Annotated in this window: 14 protein-coding genes and 1 tRNA gene; 7 read left to right on the top strand and 8 right to left on the bottom strand. The window is 35.0% G+C overall.

Going from position 1 to position 15,756, the window contains the following annotated elements; all coding sequences use genetic code 11:
• Positions 1-5: 5 nt before the first annotated feature.
• From ACJJVT_RS19085 to ACJJVT_RS19075, 3 genes are read right to left on the bottom strand one after another with little or no spacing between them, the layout of a single operon-like run.
• Positions 6-1,379 carry a tetratricopeptide repeat protein gene (locus tag ACJJVT_RS19085; RefSeq protein ID WP_405400844.1) on the bottom strand — a complete coding sequence of 458 codons (1,374 nt, stop codon included), beginning with the start codon at positions 1,377-1,379 and terminating at the stop codon, positions 6-8.
• A 37-nt stretch (positions 1,380-1,416) separates the two neighbouring features.
• Entirely contained in the window at positions 1,417-2,706 is a 1,290-nt protein-coding gene (locus ACJJVT_RS19080) for a hypothetical protein (RefSeq protein WP_405400842.1), read from the bottom strand.
• The gene (locus ACJJVT_RS19075) at positions 2,707-3,435 is read right to left on the bottom strand and encodes a type III pantothenate kinase (RefSeq protein WP_405400841.1); all 729 of its coding nucleotides are present in this window, start codon (positions 3,433-3,435) and stop codon (positions 2,707-2,709) included.
• A gap of 100 nt (positions 3,436-3,535) precedes the next feature.
• Here ACJJVT_RS19075 and ACJJVT_RS19070 point away from each other — a divergent pair.
• Positions 3,536-3,608, top strand: a tRNA-Phe gene (locus ACJJVT_RS19070).
• Positions 3,609-3,949: 341 nt separating this feature from the next.
• Here ACJJVT_RS19070 and ACJJVT_RS19065 read toward each other — a convergent pair.
• Positions 3,950-5,533: a glycoside hydrolase family 32 protein gene (locus ACJJVT_RS19065; protein WP_405400840.1), complete on the bottom strand. Its 1,584-nt coding sequence runs from the start codon at positions 5,531-5,533 to the stop codon at positions 3,950-3,952.
• A gap of 55 nt (positions 5,534-5,588) precedes the next feature.
• Here ACJJVT_RS19065 and ACJJVT_RS19060 point away from each other — a divergent pair, with 55 nt between their 5' ends.
• From ACJJVT_RS19060 to ACJJVT_RS19040, 5 genes are read left to right on the top strand one after another with little or no spacing between them, the layout of a single operon-like run.
• The gene (locus ACJJVT_RS19060; RefSeq protein WP_405400839.1) at positions 5,589-6,095 is read left to right on the top strand and encodes a rhodanese-like domain-containing protein; all 507 of its coding nucleotides are present in this window, start codon (positions 5,589-5,591) and stop codon (positions 6,093-6,095) included.
• Positions 6,096-6,151: 56 nt separating this feature from the next.
• Positions 6,152-6,823, top strand: coding sequence for a TIGR04282 family arsenosugar biosynthesis glycosyltransferase (locus ACJJVT_RS19055; protein ID WP_405401059.1), 672 nt, complete (start codon positions 6,152-6,154; stop codon positions 6,821-6,823).
• Positions 6,820-7,635: a purine-nucleoside phosphorylase gene (locus tag ACJJVT_RS19050; RefSeq protein WP_405400838.1), complete on the top strand. Its 816-nt coding sequence runs from the start codon at positions 6,820-6,822 to the stop codon at positions 7,633-7,635. The genes ACJJVT_RS19055 and ACJJVT_RS19050 overlap by 4 nt, the downstream gene beginning before the upstream one ends.
• 44 nt (positions 7,636-7,679) lie before the next feature.
• Positions 7,680-8,381 carry a TIGR04283 family arsenosugar biosynthesis glycosyltransferase gene (locus ACJJVT_RS19045; protein WP_405400837.1) on the top strand — a complete coding sequence of 234 codons (702 nt, stop codon included), beginning with the start codon at positions 7,680-7,682 and terminating at the stop codon, positions 8,379-8,381.
• A gap of 45 nt (positions 8,382-8,426) precedes the next feature.
• The gene (locus ACJJVT_RS19040) at positions 8,427-9,929 is read left to right on the top strand and encodes a hypothetical protein (protein ID WP_405400836.1); all 1,503 of its coding nucleotides are present in this window, start codon (positions 8,427-8,429) and stop codon (positions 9,927-9,929) included.
• Positions 9,930-9,955: 26 nt separating this feature from the next.
• Here ACJJVT_RS19040 and ACJJVT_RS19035 read toward each other — a convergent pair whose 3' ends face one another.
• From ACJJVT_RS19035 to ACJJVT_RS19020, 4 genes are all read right to left on the bottom strand, one after another.
• Positions 9,956-10,990, bottom strand: a complete 1,035-nt coding sequence (locus ACJJVT_RS19035) for an N-acetylmuramoyl-L-alanine amidase (RefSeq protein ID WP_405400835.1) — start codon at positions 10,988-10,990, stop codon at positions 9,956-9,958.
• 66 nt (positions 10,991-11,056) lie between these two features.
• A complete protein-coding gene (locus ACJJVT_RS19030) occupies positions 11,057-12,322 on the bottom strand; it encodes an outer membrane protein assembly factor (protein WP_405400834.1) in 1,266 nt (421 codons plus the stop codon).
• A gap of 172 nt (positions 12,323-12,494) precedes the next feature.
• Entirely contained in the window at positions 12,495-13,370 is an 876-nt protein-coding gene (locus ACJJVT_RS19025; protein WP_405400833.1) for a hypothetical protein, read from the bottom strand.
• Between the two features lie 24 nt (positions 13,371-13,394).
• Positions 13,395-14,111, bottom strand: a complete 717-nt coding sequence (locus ACJJVT_RS19020) for a DUF547 domain-containing protein (RefSeq protein WP_405400832.1) — start codon at positions 14,109-14,111, stop codon at positions 13,395-13,397.
• 277 nt (positions 14,112-14,388) lie between these two features.
• Here ACJJVT_RS19020 and ACJJVT_RS19015 point away from each other — a divergent pair, with 277 nt between their 5' ends.
• Positions 14,389-15,735 carry an NAD(P)/FAD-dependent oxidoreductase gene (locus tag ACJJVT_RS19015; protein ID WP_405400831.1) on the top strand — a complete coding sequence of 449 codons (1,347 nt, stop codon included), beginning with the start codon at positions 14,389-14,391 and terminating at the stop codon, positions 15,733-15,735.
• The last annotated feature ends 21 nt before the right edge of the window (positions 15,736-15,756 follow it).

The raw sequence follows: 15,756 nt of genomic DNA, 5'->3' as shown, positions 1-15,756 counted from the left end.
TTTTTCTATAAAGAAGGTACTTTCACGCTACCACCAACCCAACAGTTGAAAGTAACAGTTTTACCAGCCATACCTGCACTAAAAATCATTTCTTTAGTAGGTGCTTTTGCACTATAGCTGTTTGCAGCTTGACTAGAAGAACCACTTAATGATGGATCTACTCTACCAGCTTTTCTTGCCATATCTGCAGCTTTCCAATAGATAGCTCTTTTCTCGAAAGCAGATGTACCACAACTGTTTGCACTTGTTGCATATAAGTTAGCAATTAATAAATAAGCACGACCGTTAGATGCATTTGCATCAATCGCTTTCTGTGCGTAGCTACGAGCTGTAGACTTACTACCTTTTCTCTTATTAATAACCGCTACTTTGTAAGCAATCTTAGATTTTTTCTCATTATTCGTTTCTAAAGACAATGCTTTATCGAAATCTGCAAGAGCACCTTTAGTGTCTCCGTTTTTCATCTTTAAAGTACCACCATATACATAAGCATCGGCAGATGGATCTAATCTTAATTGCGCTTCGAATAATTTCTGGAACATTGGATCATCTGTACATTCTTTGTTGAACATAAGACCAACCGCTCTTTTTACCCAAACAACATCGTTCTGCTTCTCTTCAAAACTCTTTTCGTAAAGAGGAATTAAGTTACTACAATCAGCTAAAGGACCTAATTTAGAATCGATACTTCCTGCGATTTTACCGTAAACTTCAGAATAAGAATTGTAAGACTTTAAACGAGACTTTTCTTTAGAAGTTAATGTACCAGCTTCTTCTTTAGGTAAAAGCTTTGAAATTTTACCAGTGATTTTTTCGTTTTCTACTTCAATTTTCTCTGTAACAGCATCGTATACATCAAAAACTTCTTGCAAATCTTTTCTACCTGCTTTATTCTCATCAACTAAACTAGAGAAATAGATATATAACGCTTTAGGGTTTGTGAAGTTTTCTTTATCCTTTGTAAAGGCATCACTCAACATGCTGTACATTTTAGCATCATCAGCCATTTTATTATCATACATTACTAAAGCTTTATCAACTTCAGTCTCGCCTTGGCTAGTTTTAGATGCAAAATACTTCAACTTATTATCATAAAGACCCATAAGATCAGTAGCAAACTTCTCTTTATCAGCACCTGTCGCCTTACCCATCTTATCTTTAAGTATACGTTCACCATATACATAGATAGCGTTATTTAGTTGAGGACAAGTTTCATAAACCATTTTCCATGGCTCATAAGCCGCATCATAATTTTTAACTTTCGAATGCTCAGAAAATATAGATAAGTTAGTCATACATTCAGGGTTCTGTGCCTGTGCATTACTTACTCCCATCATCCCTAGGAACATTATTGCCGTGAAGTAAAGTTTCGATTTCATATTTCTCTTTTTAAATGGTTAATGTACTAATTTTTTATTAATTGATTTTTCTTTTCTGGAACCAACGATCGTTCAACGAAAGACCTACATTGAATTTAAAGTAGCTCTCTTCGATTAGGTTAGCTCTAGTCGTTCCTCTTTTGCCAAACTCAAAACCTAAGTTAAGATTAGAGAAACTTCTACCCAGTGGTAAGCCTAATCCAAAAGTTATGCCAAAGTTATTTATATCAACATCGTTCACCAACATACCAGTCTTATCTAAACGCATACCTGCACGGTAAGTAATTCGTTTTAAGTAACTTGAAAACGAATTATGATCTGGTGTTATAAAAGCACCTAATGCAAACGAACTTGCATCTTCGTATGCTATACTATCAGCACCTAAGAAAGAATTTTCAAAAGAACTCATCTCTTGAAAACTATATTCAGCACCTATAAACCATTTATAATCTTCTCCATAACCTAAACCTAATGTAGTAGTCGTAGGTATCTTCAACTCGGTATTACTCAAATTCTGAGCAGCCAAGTTTACTTCTACCTCTTCTATTGTACCACCATTAGCAACCGAGAAAGAACCTATTTGTCTATCGTTCTTAGAAACTAAATTACCTTGGGTATTTACACGAATAGAAGAATGTAGTCGTTGTCTTCCTTTTATTATTGGCGTATAATTTAATGCGTAGTTAAAATCAAATCCGTTTATTCGAGAACTTCTTCTATCAAAAGTACCAAATTGAATATCTTCTACCTGTTGCAATCTTTCACTATCTAAGGTACCGAAGTTGAAATTTACAGTAGCCCCAATACTCAAGTCTTTAACAACTTCATATCCTATAGAATAAAAAGCACGTGTTAAACCGCCTTCTCCATTATATACATTAACTAAATCTGAGCCACTTGCATTTGTACGTTCTTCAACCAAATTATAACCAACTGAAGAATATGGCATAATACCAAACCCCATACCTAGACCATTACCTACACTAAAACCTAATGCCAAATAATCTAAATTAGTAATGGAACTTTGTTGTTCTTCGGTAAAACTTTTAAGTGTATACTGTTTATTAGAGACACCGGCCGTATAGGTTACCAGACCTTCTCTATCCATTACCTCTAAACCAAGCTTACCATAAGCAGCAGGGTTTTTCAAGTTTATATGAATACTATCGGCATATACGCCAATACCACCCATCATTTGATTTTCAACCGTGCTTTCGTTTTTTAAATCGCCAATTCCGAAGAAAGAATAGGGAGAAACGGTGCCATCTTGAGCGTACATACCCACGGTGGTTATGTATACAATTGCAATTACAATTTTTCTGATCATTTAGTGCTTGTTGTATTCCAGCAAATAATTAAGCCCTTTCAGGAGAAATTTGGAATCCGCAAATATGGTATTTTTTAATCGTTTAGACAAAAATAGTGTGTCTCCACCAGTTAAAATAACTGTTAAATTTTTAAATCTTGCTTTGTAGAGATCAATGACACCGTCTATTTCAAGAGTTATACCATTAACGACACCACTATGAAGACAGTTTTCTGTCGTGTTACCTATATAGTCTAACAGTTCTTTTTTTTCGAGTAAAGGTAACTTTGCCGTTTGCTGATGCATGGCATTATACCGCATTTGAACCCCAGGTGATATGGCACCGCCCAAATATTCATCAAAATCATTCAACATATCATAAGTAACACATGAACCAGCGTCAATTACCAAATTATTCTGATGCGGATTGAAATAATATGCAGCCGTAGCCAAAGCCAAACGATCCACACCTAACGTTTGAGGTGAGGCATATGAGTTCTTAAATGGCACTTTTGAGGCATTTGAAAGTTCATGTAGCTCACAAAAAACGGCCACAACCTTCATTTGCTCCTTAGAAAGTGATCCAACACTAGAAACTATTGAAGATTTTATTCTTGGAAATTCTTTGAAGATTTTTTTAACCGCTTCAACAAACAAATCGACAACAACAGTCTCTAAATGAATTATTTCTGACTTTTTAAAGATTGCTAACTTAACGTTTGTATTACCTGCATCAATTATTAAATTCATGTTACAAAGATTAAAAATTAAAAAAACATTTTTCTTTTTTCACGATTTTGTTTGTAAATCATAAAATTGAAATTATATTTGCAGCCGCTTATAGCGACATGGTGCCTTAGCTCAGTTGGTAGAGCAATGGACTGAAAATCCATGTGTCCCTGGTTCGATTCCTGGAGGCACCACAATAAATCCTTACTTAACGGTAAGGATTTTTTTGTTTTAACACCCTTCTTTCTAATACAAAACTATATAGGTTAGTTTACAATTCATAGAATTGCGTTGTGATTTTCGCCTATTCTTTGACAAAAAAAATCAGATATTTTAAAAACTCCTTGAAATAAAATAAGGTTTTAGAATTATTGTAATAGCGAACACGTCATTATACCAACGTTTCAGTAAACACAATTAGCCCGACTTTAGCTTAGAGACACCAAAATCTACCTAGCAAATTATATAAAAATCAAATATAGCAAGCAGAAGCACAAATGAAGAAGTCTTGACCTACGCGACAACACTGTAGAGACTAATCCCAAACACGTTCTACTTTATGCTCTGTAAAGTCTTCTATAACCAACTCTTCTTCTGAATTATTCACAATCGTTATCGCCCTAAAAAATTCATTAGGGAAAATTTGATTGGTCATTACATACTGACCGTCATTTATAAAAAGTTCTAATGAAGAATGATCTAGTAGAAATACTATTTCAATTGGACCATCTGGTAAACTCGGAATTTTCATTTGCTGAACTCCCGGCGAAAATTTATCACTAAAATCAACATTGCCCGATTTTCTTCGATCTAGTGTAACCAACTTTTTAGTCCTGTCAATATCGATACTTAGGCTATCTCCATTTTTATTCCTAAAATACATTTGAGCATTCGGAACGGACAAGGTGAATTTCGTCTTGCTTTGGTTACCATATTTCAGCGGAATAATCCTTTTTCTAGTAGGCAGAATCTTTATTATACTTTCTGGGTATGCCAAGGCAACATGCTTTTCAAAACCTATTACCGGATAATTAAATAATGATACTTCATCACCAACCTTTCGCAACGTCAACGTTCTTGGCACTGTCATCGCACTACGCCATTTTTCAGTTGGTGTTTCGCGGGCATAGTCCCAATTACTCATCCAACCAATAAATATGCGTTCATCATTCGGTGTGTCGTTATAGGTTACACCTGCATAATTATCTCTACCTAAATCTATCCATTTATGCTCTACTTGATCTGTGGTAAATGTTGTTCCATCAAAATCTCCTATAAAATATTGCGTGCCACTACCTCCATTTGGTGCACCAGGGTTTATGCTAATTAAAAGCACCCATTTTACTTCATCGGTACCTTCTATTTTTAATGGAAACAAATCTGGGCATTCCCATACACCACCATGCGCACCGGTTTCTTTACCGAACTCACTTACTTTTTTCCACTCTTTTAAATTTGGTGAATTCCATATTTGCAAATGGTCTCCCGCTACCAGAAGCATTGTCCAAAGCTCAGCTTTATCATTCCAAAATACTTTGGGATCTCTAAAATCTTTAATTCCCGTATTTTCAATTACAGGGTTGTTCTCATACTTCGTCCAACTATCACCATTATCTAAACTATAGGCAATACCTTGTGTTTGAAAATCATTTTTTCCAGCTTGTTCACCTGCCATATCATGATAGGTGAATATAGCCACCATGGCGGGATTTTCTTTTGTACCAAAGCCCGAAGTATTATTATGATCCACCACAGCACTACCTGAAAATATGAATCCGTTTTCATCAGGAAATAAAGCAACTGGTTTATGCTTCCAAACCATCATATCTTTACTAACCGCATGTCCCCAATGCATGGGTCCCCAAACCGTACTATCTGGATAATATTGGTAAAAAAGGTGATACACGCTATCTTTATAAACCAATCCGTTAGGGTCATTCATCCATTTTTCTTCTGGTGTAAAATGATATTGTGGTCTATATTTTTCTATATAATACCCGGTTGGAATCTCTTCTTCTTCGATCAACTCTTGCTTTACCTCTTGTTTACAACTGAAATTGAAAATAACACACAGTAATACAAATACTGCTAAACCTTTATTTTGCAAAGTTTTAACCATAAATTCACTTTTATACCGGTACTTCTTAAATGCTAATTATAGTACCTTTGTAGTAATGAAAATACTAAATTATAAGTTATTACTCTGTGTTCTTGCCTTCCTTTCTTTTTCAAAATATAGCTCGGGACAAGACAAAATTTCAAAGGCACTAAACTCTTGGAACCAAGGAACGATACCTTATGCGTATTTTGATAATATACCCGAAACAGATTCTATCGCATATTTAGACACTAGAGAAAAAGAAGAATTTGAAGTAAGCCACCTTAAAAATGCTATTTGGGTCGGCTATAAAAATTTCGACGAGAAAAAGGTACTGAAAACGATTACTGACAAATCGCAGCCCATAATCGTGTATTGTTCTATCGGTGTAAGATCAGAAGATATTGGTGAAAAGCTAAAAGAATTGGGGTACACCAAAATTCTAAACTTACATGGTGGTATTTTTGAATGGAAAAATAAAGGTGGCACCGTTTTTAACGACAAAGAAATTGCAACCGATAGCGTTCATGCTTTTAGTAAACACTGGGGCAAGCTTTTACAAGAAGGAATTAAAGTATACTAGTTAGGAGTTAGGAGTTAGGAGTTAGGAGTTAGGAAAATTAAAAAATTACATTGGCAATACTACAAAACAACAAAGCAGTACGAGACGAGAAAGTCATAGATTTTACCCTCGCAAACTCAAACAATCTTTTACTGATTTTCACTAGAAACCCTGAAATAGGCAAAGGGAAAAGACGCTTAGCCGCTACTGTTGGCGACCAAGCTGCATTTGATATTTATAAATTTTTATTAGACCATACCGTAGCGATTACCAAAAATTTATATGCTGAAAAAGAGGTGTATTATTCTGAAGAAATTTGGGAAAACGATATTTGGGACAATCAAAAATTTGGTAAAAAATTACAAGTCGGCGAAGATTTAGGTGTTCGTATGGCAAATGCCTTTCAACAAGGGTTTCAAAATGAATATCAAAAAATCATTATCATTGGTAGTGACATGCTTGATCTTTCTCAAGAAGATTTAGAAGAAGCATTTAAATCTTTAGAGAAAAACGATTTTGTGGTTGGTCCCGCAGAAGATGGCGGATACTATTTACTTGGGATGAAGAAATTTTTACCAGCTCTTTTCAAAAACAAAACATGGGGAACAGAAACGGTTTTAAAGGACACTTTAGCTGACCTTAAAAATGAAACTACCGCCCTTTTAGAAACAAGAAACGACGTAGATTATTACGAGGATATAAAGGATATCGATGACTTTGCACCCTTTTTAAAACATATAAAATTATGATGAAAGATGAACTTTTAGAATCTGTAGCATACCTTAAAAACAAAGGTTTTGACAAACCCGAAATAGGTATTGTACTAGGTACAGGATTAGGTAAATTAGTTGATAGTGTTGAAGACCCTATTGAAGCTCATTACAATCACATTCCATTTTTTCCATTGGCAACAGTTGAATTTCATACTGGTAAATTGGTATACGGTACCATTTCTGGCAAGAAAGTAGTGGTAATGCAAGGTCGTTTTCACTTATACGAAGGCTACGACTTTTTAGATATCACCTACCCTATTCGCGTTATGCACATGTTGGGTATTTCTAAATTATTTATTTCTAATGCTGCCGGTGCAGTAAACCTTGATTATAAAAAGGGAGACATGATGCTGATCGAAGATCATATTAACCTACAAGGTGGTTCTCCATTAGCATTTAAAGGTGTTAGTGATTTTGGCGAGCGTTTTGCAGATATGTCCGAACCTTACGATTTAGATATGCGTAACAAGTTGACCGCTATTGCAAAAGAGCTTAACATTTCATTGAAAAGCGGAGTGTATGCTTCTGTAGTCGGACCTCAACTAGAGACAAAGGCAGAATATAGAATGATTAAATTAATTGGTGCAGATGCTGTTGGTATGAGTACCGTACCAGAGGTTATCGTTGCCAATCATTTGTCATTACCTATTGTTGCTGTTTCTGTATTGACCGATGAATGCGATCCAGACAATTTAAAGCCTGTAGACATTAGCGAAATCATCGCTATTGCTGAAAAAACAGAGCCAAAAATGGTGCAATTATTTCAAGAATTAATCAAGCAATTGTAAGGTTTAACAGTATTTGGCTACCATAAGTAAGCAAACAATATTGTATGAGTACCCACCAGCCAACCATTAGTATTATTATACCAGTTTTGAATGAAGAAAAGTACATTAAAGATGTACTTTTCGCTATTTCAAACAATGCAGGCTCTGACCGCATTAAAGAAATACTAGTGGTTGATGGCGGTAGTACAGATCATACCGTTGCAAACGCTATAAAATATGGCGCATCTGTTGTTAACAGTAAAAAAGGACGTGCTGCGCAAATGAACCTCGGGGCAACCAAGGCCACTGGAGATATCCTCTATTTTTTACATGTAGATTCTTTACCTCCGAAAGATTTTGACAATGCTATTCTAAATGAAATCGACAAGGGTTTTGAGGTAGGTTGCTTTCAAATGCGTTTTAATAGCAACAGCCGCTTTTTGAAATTTTTCGCCTGGTGCACCCGTATTAATCATCAAATTTGTCGTGGCGGAGATCAGTCATTGTTTATCACCAACAAACTTTTTCACCAACTCAATGGCTTCAATGAAAAATTTGTGATCTACGAAGACAACGAATTCATTCGACGGGTTTACAAAATAAAAACTTTTAAGATTATTTCTTCTGCCGTGACTACATCTGCCAGGCGATATGAAGAACGAGGTATGGTTAAATTACAGTATCATTTCGGAATGATTCATTTAAAATATTATCTAGGTTACAGTCCTTCAGAGCTTTACAAATACTATCAAAAAAATTTACAATAATAAATAAATCCATATCGTTTTATAGATCCAAACCTATAAGACCATATGACCAATTACTTTAAATTATCAATTCTACTATTAAGTTCTTTATTAATAATTAGCTGTAGTTCATCTGATAATGATGACGATGTAATCATAACTAAAGAAGAGAATGAAATTACCGCTAATGCCATAATCGCCATTAGCACCGAACTTGGAGAAAATTCACTGAAATTTGACAAAAAAGTAGCAAACAGTAGTGATTCAAAAATTTTTACTGTTTCAAATACTGGCGATGCCAATCTTGTCATTACATCAATTACAGCGCCAATTGGATATAGCTTAGATTTGAACAGCGTAACTATTACGCCCAATTCTTCAAAAGACATAACAGTTTACTTCGAACCAACTGAAGTTTCAAATTATGAAGGTCAAATTGTATTTGAAAGTAATGCCTTAAGCGGTAAAAACACTATAAACTGCTCTGGTACCGGAGTAAATGAAGTTTTCGAAGGGGCTATATTAACTACCCAACAAGAGGTGAACGATTTTGGAAACATAGGTTATACCGAAGCTACAGAAGGCATAATCATAGGTTCTGAAAATGGTTTTAGCGAAACAGACATCGTAGATTTAACTCCATTAGTCACATTGACCAAAGTAGCGAATTTGCGTATTAGAAGAAATCCTTTATTATTAAACTTAGATGGTTTAGAAAATGTCAATGTAACTGGTGTTCTTTCTATTTTGCAAAATGATGGCTTACTAAATATTGATGCACTTTCTACAATTACAACCTTATCCTCTACTTTACAAATAGGTTATAATAAATTATTAAAAAATATAGATGGGCTATCTAATATTACAACAGCTGCGGTGGTTTTTATAAATGGTAATGATGTATTAGAAAATATTGATGGTTTAATGAGTTTATCATCTATCGAAACTGATTTAAATGTAAGTGAAAACTTTTTTATAACTAATTTAAATGGACTAGCTAATTTAACAACCGTCAGTGGCAATGTTTCTATAGAAGACAATGACAGGTTAGATAATTACTGCGGCATAAAACCTTTATTGATAAATGATGGTATAGGCGGTATTTTTTATGCCCGTAGTTTTAACAAGTACAACCCTGGCACTTCAGAAATTAAAAATGGTGAATGTCAAAAAGATATACCTTTAGGTGTATATCATGGATACTTATCCATTACCTTACAAGGAGTTATGGATAAGTTTAATGAAAAAGGCTTTGAACAAATTGATGGCGGGCTATATATCGATGGCAGAGAGAACCTTCTTATTGAATCACTTAAGCTAGAAAACTTAAGAAGGATCAATGGTAATTTAACCATAAGAAGAACTACAGCTACAAATTTAGACCAATTGGAAAATCTAATCTACGTAGACGGTTCTATCGATATTCGTGAAAATGCTTCGCTGTCAGAATTCTGCGGATTACTACCACTTATTAATGATGCGGCTGGGCTAACTGGCACATTTACTTCTTCTGATAATGAATACAACCCAACACAACAAGAATTAGAAGAAGGCACTTGTACTCAATAAAAAATATCATTTTGAAGGGGAATAAACTATTCCCCTTCAAAATCTAACAACACACCTTCACTGATCCATTTGGCAAGTGCCTGGCGATTGTCTGGATCTAAAATTCTGACCTGATCTTTTTTATTTCTAATATTCCCAATCTCAATGTATGCCATTGCAGGGTGCGTTTTCTTTACCAAATACAGCGATGTTCTATCTTCAAAAGTACCTGAATAGGTTCTATTAGGTTGATATTTTTTATACTTGGCTCCGAAGGTCTTATGAATGCTTTCCGCTAGTTTTTCTCCGTTTTTACTTTTCTCATGGTGATAAAAGAAGACATCTATATTTTGATTTTCGCTTCTACTATCTACATGCGTAACAATCAATCGCTGGTATTTTCCTCTATTTTCTTTATAGAGATCATTGACGATATCTACACGTTGTTTTAATCTTGCCAATTGGTTTAGCGGTATTGTTTTATTCAAAGAAGCCACTTCATCATGGTCGATTTCAAGAACGAAATCATCTCTAATTCCGTCATTTTCATCTTGTATAATGATATAAACTTCTGCACCATGAGCCAATAATTCTTTAGCTAGCCGTAAAGTAATATCATAGGCATATTCATCTTCTGCTATCGCTTTACCTGCATAAACGCCCATCGCTCCTGGGTCAGGACCACCGTGACCCGAAACTAAATAATAAACATTGCCTTCTAACCGTTCGCTTTTAGCAATAACCGTTTTATGCTTCTCTCCAAAAATGTCATAAGAATCAGTTTCTAGCTCTTTAATTTCTTTTGACTGTAATTGTAAAGAATCTACAATCGCCACGGTATCTAATTTTATTCTTGGAAGCACATAGATTCTACCCGCAACGAGGTGCACACTATCGCGTAAATCATGATGATTTAGGGCTACAAATTCATCATAAGCCTCATACGGATTAACACCTTGCTTTCTTAACAGCGATAAAATTCCGTCGCCGGGTTCTGCCACAACCGTTTTCAACGAATCTTGCGCAACGCAAAAAACGCTAAAAACCAATAAAAATATAACTGTAAAACTGTTGTGTTTCATGCTATTAACAAACGCAATGTCTATGCCATAATTCATTTATGACTAACTATTGAAGCACAAAGATTGCTAAAAATATTGACCAATACCAAAGACAATTCCGTTGTCACCGTCTTTTGTGATTCCGTAGCCGTAATCTATTCTAAAAATCGCATTGAAGATTCGTTTATGCATAAACCGGAGTCCGACACCAGGATAAATTCTAAGATTCTCACTCTTTAGTAAATCATCAAATCCGCCTGCGGGGTTTCGCCATGTGCCTCCATCTATAAAGACATTTCCTTGTAATACAAACTTATTTTTATCTATTAAGGTTTGTCGGTATTCGGTATTTAAAACAACCATACCTGTACCTCTATCAATGGTATTACCGACCCCTCTAATATTTAAATTATTATCTACCGTAAAGGGTGCGAACGGACTATCAACATTACTAGCCAAACCTAAACGCAGCCTGTTTGCCCAGTTACCTCGATCACCTATTCTTTTGAAATACGTAAAATCATTAAAGCCAATTAAAAATTCAGGCAAATTAGTATTGGTACTACCCACATATTGCAGATTCAATTGACTTCTGAATCCTTCTAAATAGTGATAGAAATAGTCTAAACCGTTATAATCATAAATAAACTTGAACAAATGCTTATCTACATTTAGGTTTAATGGCACGCCTGCACTGGTAGCGCCTTCAACATATTCATAATCTTCAGTAAAAAAGCTAAAACCCAGCTCCATCCTATTTTTGAAATTGAATTCATACAACCCTAAGAGTTCAAAGCCGGTATTGCTGTACTTATAATCTGCTGTATCATCTTGAAAAAAAACAGGTTCTAGTGTGGTAAAATCATTATAATTTACCGCAAGCCCAAGCTTATTAGAGAATAGATATGGTGCTCGTACACTTAACCCGAACGAACTATAATTATCATATTGATAAAAAGCACCCAAAGTTATGTTTCGACCAAAAGAATTAAACTCTTGCAACCCAATTCTAAATGCAAAATCATCATTTGAGGAGCTAAATAGATTAGCAAACGGAATTAACGTAAAGTTCTCTTCAATTACATACGCTACCTCGCAAGTTTCATTTGCTAAATTTTCAACCTTGTAATAGGCATGAGAAATAGAGGGTAATCTTTTTAGACGGAGTATGTCTCGATCCATTAGAACAGAATCTAATACCTTACCTTTTTGTATATCTACAAGATTTTCAATGAAAGATACTTTGGTACGCTTAGCACCCTCAAACTTCAATTCTACCACCTTAACATCTTGCCCTATCATGAAGTAAAAGGCAAACAGTAGTATATAAAAAAGAAGTGTTTTTATTTTCATTTTTTTTCAAAGACTCCTACTATAACCCAAATGAATCTTTCATCAAGATTTTCAATATAGAACAAAATAATCGCGTAATCAATTATAGCTCAAAAGCATACCTATAAATACCAAAAAAGAGCCTAGTTGTTTTATCAACTAAAGGCTCTTTAAAGGAACACTCAAACTAATATTAAAATATACCGCGCAATCCTAAATTGAAGGTTTGCCCTAGCCCTGTATTATTACCACGAACAAAATTGGTATACAGCACTTCTAAATTCAATGCATTTGTTAGTTGGTATTTTGCACCACCGCCTAAGGCCGTAAAATCTTGTGTAAAGTTGTTACCTAAATCTAAACGCTGAGAATGTTGCGCCAATGCCAAAATGGTAAACTTGCTTGATGGAAAATAGCTAAGAAATAAACCCGGACTAAGATTTAAACTATTATTTGCAAAACTCTCTTCTTTGTCACCAAAGCTTAATTCTGAGTTGATCTCACTAAAAAGCTGCCATTTATCACCTGGAAAAGTATAGTCATAAAAGAATCTATTTTGCCAGATGTATCCCTTTTGATCTAGGAAGACTCCGTTCTCCGTTTCATTATCTACCAACGGAATAAAGAATGAACTCTGAATAGAAAAATTACTGACGGAAGCAATTGGCACAAATTTTACCGAAGGCGCTATAGATGTTAACCCGGATCTAGCGGTGTTGTTTTCCCCATCGAATTTGAATACATCTAAGGCACTTCTATCCCCAATCACATTGGATCTGAATTCCAAAATGGCACCTACATTCCATCTTTTGTTAGTACCAACACCAGTATACCCTTCAATGGTAGATGTGAAAAATGTTTGCCTAGGTTCTTTACCTTCTGTAAATGTGCTTTCGGTTTGGGTATATAAATTATTAAACCATTTAATATCGTATTGCCCTTTGCCTACTAATTTTGAAGGTGTGTACTGCTGTATATTACTTTTCTGTTGCCAAGTATCTTGACTATACCCTTTAAAAAAGGCACAAAAAGCCACTGCAAGAAATAAATTTCTAGTTATAATACTCATAATAAGGTTTTTAGGTTTTGTTAATTATTTAGCTTCGTTCAAAGACCAGTCGTAAGGGTAATAAGAAACCTTTGCATTTTCTGGTAATTGCTCTTTTCTATACGTATTGATAAAATCTACTGTACTTCCTTTTCGTTCAAAATCTCCTTTATACCATTCGAACAATTGTGAAATCTGAGCTTTATTCTTATTTACTTTAATAAAATTAGGATTGTTCAACGCTAAAACGGTCTGCTTCTGTAACTGACTCTCTAGAGTAGCTGGCTTATATGCCGTATTTATAATTGGTGGACAACCTAAGCCTGCACATACCAAAACAAAATGGAATCTTGCTTCTGTTGGAAATTGTGCTCTTAGCAAATCATTCTCTATTCCGTTTAAGGTTGTTGATTTTCCACCAATCTCGTGTTTTGTTTTATCGAAAAATCCAGATACATCTAAAGGCGATTTTAATGGATAATTCTTAACAATGCCATCTATAACGAGTAGATTATAAGCATTGATCCAAAAAGATTGATAAATGGTAGCGTCAGATTTCGATACTGTAATACCTTTTGCTGATGCCAATACCGCATTCAAAGCTTCAGGATTGTTTTTTATCCCTGCATATTTCACTTTACCGTCAACTACATTGGTTTTAAAAAAGCTATCGCTCTTACTAAAAAAGGTGGCTACATCTTGTGCAGATATGTTAGTTACTATTAAAAGAAAAAATAGTGTCTGTAGTAAAGTTCTTTTCATGATATTCGAAATTTAAATTCGCTTTTGAGTTTGTTTAGGTCGTGGCTTTTTTCAAAAACATACACTTCCTAAAAAAAATAATTTATTTTATTTAAAATTTTTAAGCCAATTAAACACTGATTTACTGTATGTTACAAATCCGTTTTAATTCTATTAAAACGCAAACTACGTTTAAAAGTATCACAGAAGTATAACAAGTTTATAATCTTTCTAAATTAAAAGTAGGCTGTTAAGTTCTTACCTTTAATACCGACACAACCATCAACAAAAGCATTTTATGGATCATATTGTAATTATTGGTAATGGCATTTCAGGGGTCACCTTAGCTCGGCATATACGAAAGCTATCAGACAAAAGAATCACCATTATTTCTGCAGAAAGCGACTATTTCTTCTCCCGTACCGCATTAATGTATGTATACATGGGGCACATGAAATTTGAACATACACAACCTTACGAAAATTGGTTTTGGAAAAAAAACAGAATCGACCTCGTTAACGGATTTGTGGAAAAAGTGGAGACCGACTCCAAGAAGCTTCTTTTAAAAGGTGGTTCTTCTATTTCATATGATAAGCTAATTATTGCAACAGGTTCTAAACCGAACAAATTTGGTTGGCCTGGTCAAGATTTAAAGGGTGTACAAGGTCTGTATTCTAAACAAGATCTAGAAATGCTTGAGAAAAATGCCCCTAATAAAAAGGTTTGTAACCGTGCGGTTATCGTCGGTGGCGGACTCATAGGTATTGAAATGGCAGAAATGCTGCGTTCTCGCGAAATACCGGTTACTTTTTTGGTTCGTGAAAAGAGCTTTTGGAACGGAGTATTACCGGCAGGTGAATCTGCAATGATTAACGAACATATTCTAGAACATCATATTGATTTACAGTTAGACACCAACCTTGAAAAGATAATTTCCGATGACAATGGGCGAGCAAAAGCTGTAGTCACGGACAAAGGCGAAACCATTGAATGTAACGTAGTTGGCTTAACTGCTGGTGTAACACCAAATATCGATTTTCTTAAAGATTCTGGTATTGAATTAGGCAGAGGCGTTAAGGTTAATCGTTTTTTAGAGACCAACGTGAAAGATGTATTTGCCATTGGCGATTGTGCAGAACAGCATGAGGGTATTGGCAGCAGAAGACCAATTGAAGCTGTTTGGTATACAGGCAGAATGATGGGCGAAGCGTTGGCCCAAACCATTTGCGGCAAACCAAGAGAATACAACCCTGGGCACTGGTTCAATTCAGCTAAATTTTTAGATGTAGAATACCAAACCTACGGATGGGTTTTTAGCGAACGTAGCAAAAAAGATAATGAACACCATTTTCACTGGCGTCACGCTACTGAAAAGATATGTATAACCGTTGCCTTTGATAAAGACAGCCATCAATTCTTAGGTCTAAACACTTTTGGTATTCGAATGCGACACGAAATTTTTGATCAGTGGTTGACAGAAAACAAAGATATTGACCATGTCATGACCTATTTAAAAGATGCCAATTTCGACCCAGAGTTCTTTAAACTTTATGAGGATGAGATTATCGCTAAATACAATGCTGATTTCAACAAGAACATCAGTCCGAAGAAAAAAAGCTGGAAACGTATTTTCAGTATCGCCTAACTAAATAACAAACACAAACAA

The sequence above is a fragment of the Maribacter sp. Asnod2-G09 genome (genome assembly GCF_045063795.1).
Taxonomy (GTDB): domain Bacteria; phylum Bacteroidota; class Bacteroidia; order Flavobacteriales; family Flavobacteriaceae; genus Maribacter.
The sequence above is the reverse complement of the archived record's forward strand: the minus strand, read 5'-3'. Positions and strand labels throughout refer to the sequence as shown.

Excerpts from the sequence above, each read along its gene's own strand:
- ACJJVT_RS19050 (WP_405400838.1), top strand. The coding sequence starts at position 6,820 with ATGATGAAAGATGAACTTTTAGAATCTGTAGCATACCTTAAAAACAAA.
- ACJJVT_RS19015 (WP_405400831.1), top strand. The coding sequence starts at position 14,389 with ATGGATCATATTGTAATTATTGGTAATGGCATTTCAGGGGTCACCTTA.
- ACJJVT_RS19080 (WP_405400842.1), bottom strand. The coding sequence starts at position 2,706 with ATGATCAGAAAAATTGTAATTGCAATTGTATACATAACCACCGTGGGT.
- ACJJVT_RS19060 (WP_405400839.1), top strand. The coding sequence starts at position 5,589 with ATGAAAATACTAAATTATAAGTTATTACTCTGTGTTCTTGCCTTCCTT.
- ACJJVT_RS19035 (WP_405400835.1), bottom strand. The coding sequence starts at position 10,990 with ATGAAACACAACAGTTTTACAGTTATATTTTTATTGGTTTTTAGCGTT.
- ACJJVT_RS19085 (WP_405400844.1), bottom strand. The coding sequence starts at position 1,379 with ATGAAATCGAAACTTTACTTCACGGCAATAATGTTCCTAGGGATGATG.
- ACJJVT_RS19045 (WP_405400837.1), top strand. The coding sequence starts at position 7,680 with ATGAGTACCCACCAGCCAACCATTAGTATTATTATACCAGTTTTGAAT.
- ACJJVT_RS19040 (WP_405400836.1), top strand. The coding sequence starts at position 8,427 with ATGACCAATTACTTTAAATTATCAATTCTACTATTAAGTTCTTTATTA.
- ACJJVT_RS19065 (WP_405400840.1), bottom strand. The coding sequence starts at position 5,533 with ATGGTTAAAACTTTGCAAAATAAAGGTTTAGCAGTATTTGTATTACTG.
- ACJJVT_RS19075 (WP_405400841.1), bottom strand. The coding sequence starts at position 3,435 with ATGAATTTAATAATTGATGCAGGTAATACAAACGTTAAGTTAGCAATC.
- ACJJVT_RS19025 (WP_405400833.1), bottom strand. The coding sequence starts at position 13,370 with ATGAGTATTATAACTAGAAATTTATTTCTTGCAGTGGCTTTTTGTGCC.
- ACJJVT_RS19030 (WP_405400834.1), bottom strand. The coding sequence starts at position 12,322 with ATGAAAATAAAAACACTTCTTTTTTATATACTACTGTTTGCCTTTTAC.
- ACJJVT_RS19020 (WP_405400832.1), bottom strand. The coding sequence starts at position 14,111 with ATGAAAAGAACTTTACTACAGACACTATTTTTTCTTTTAATAGTAACT.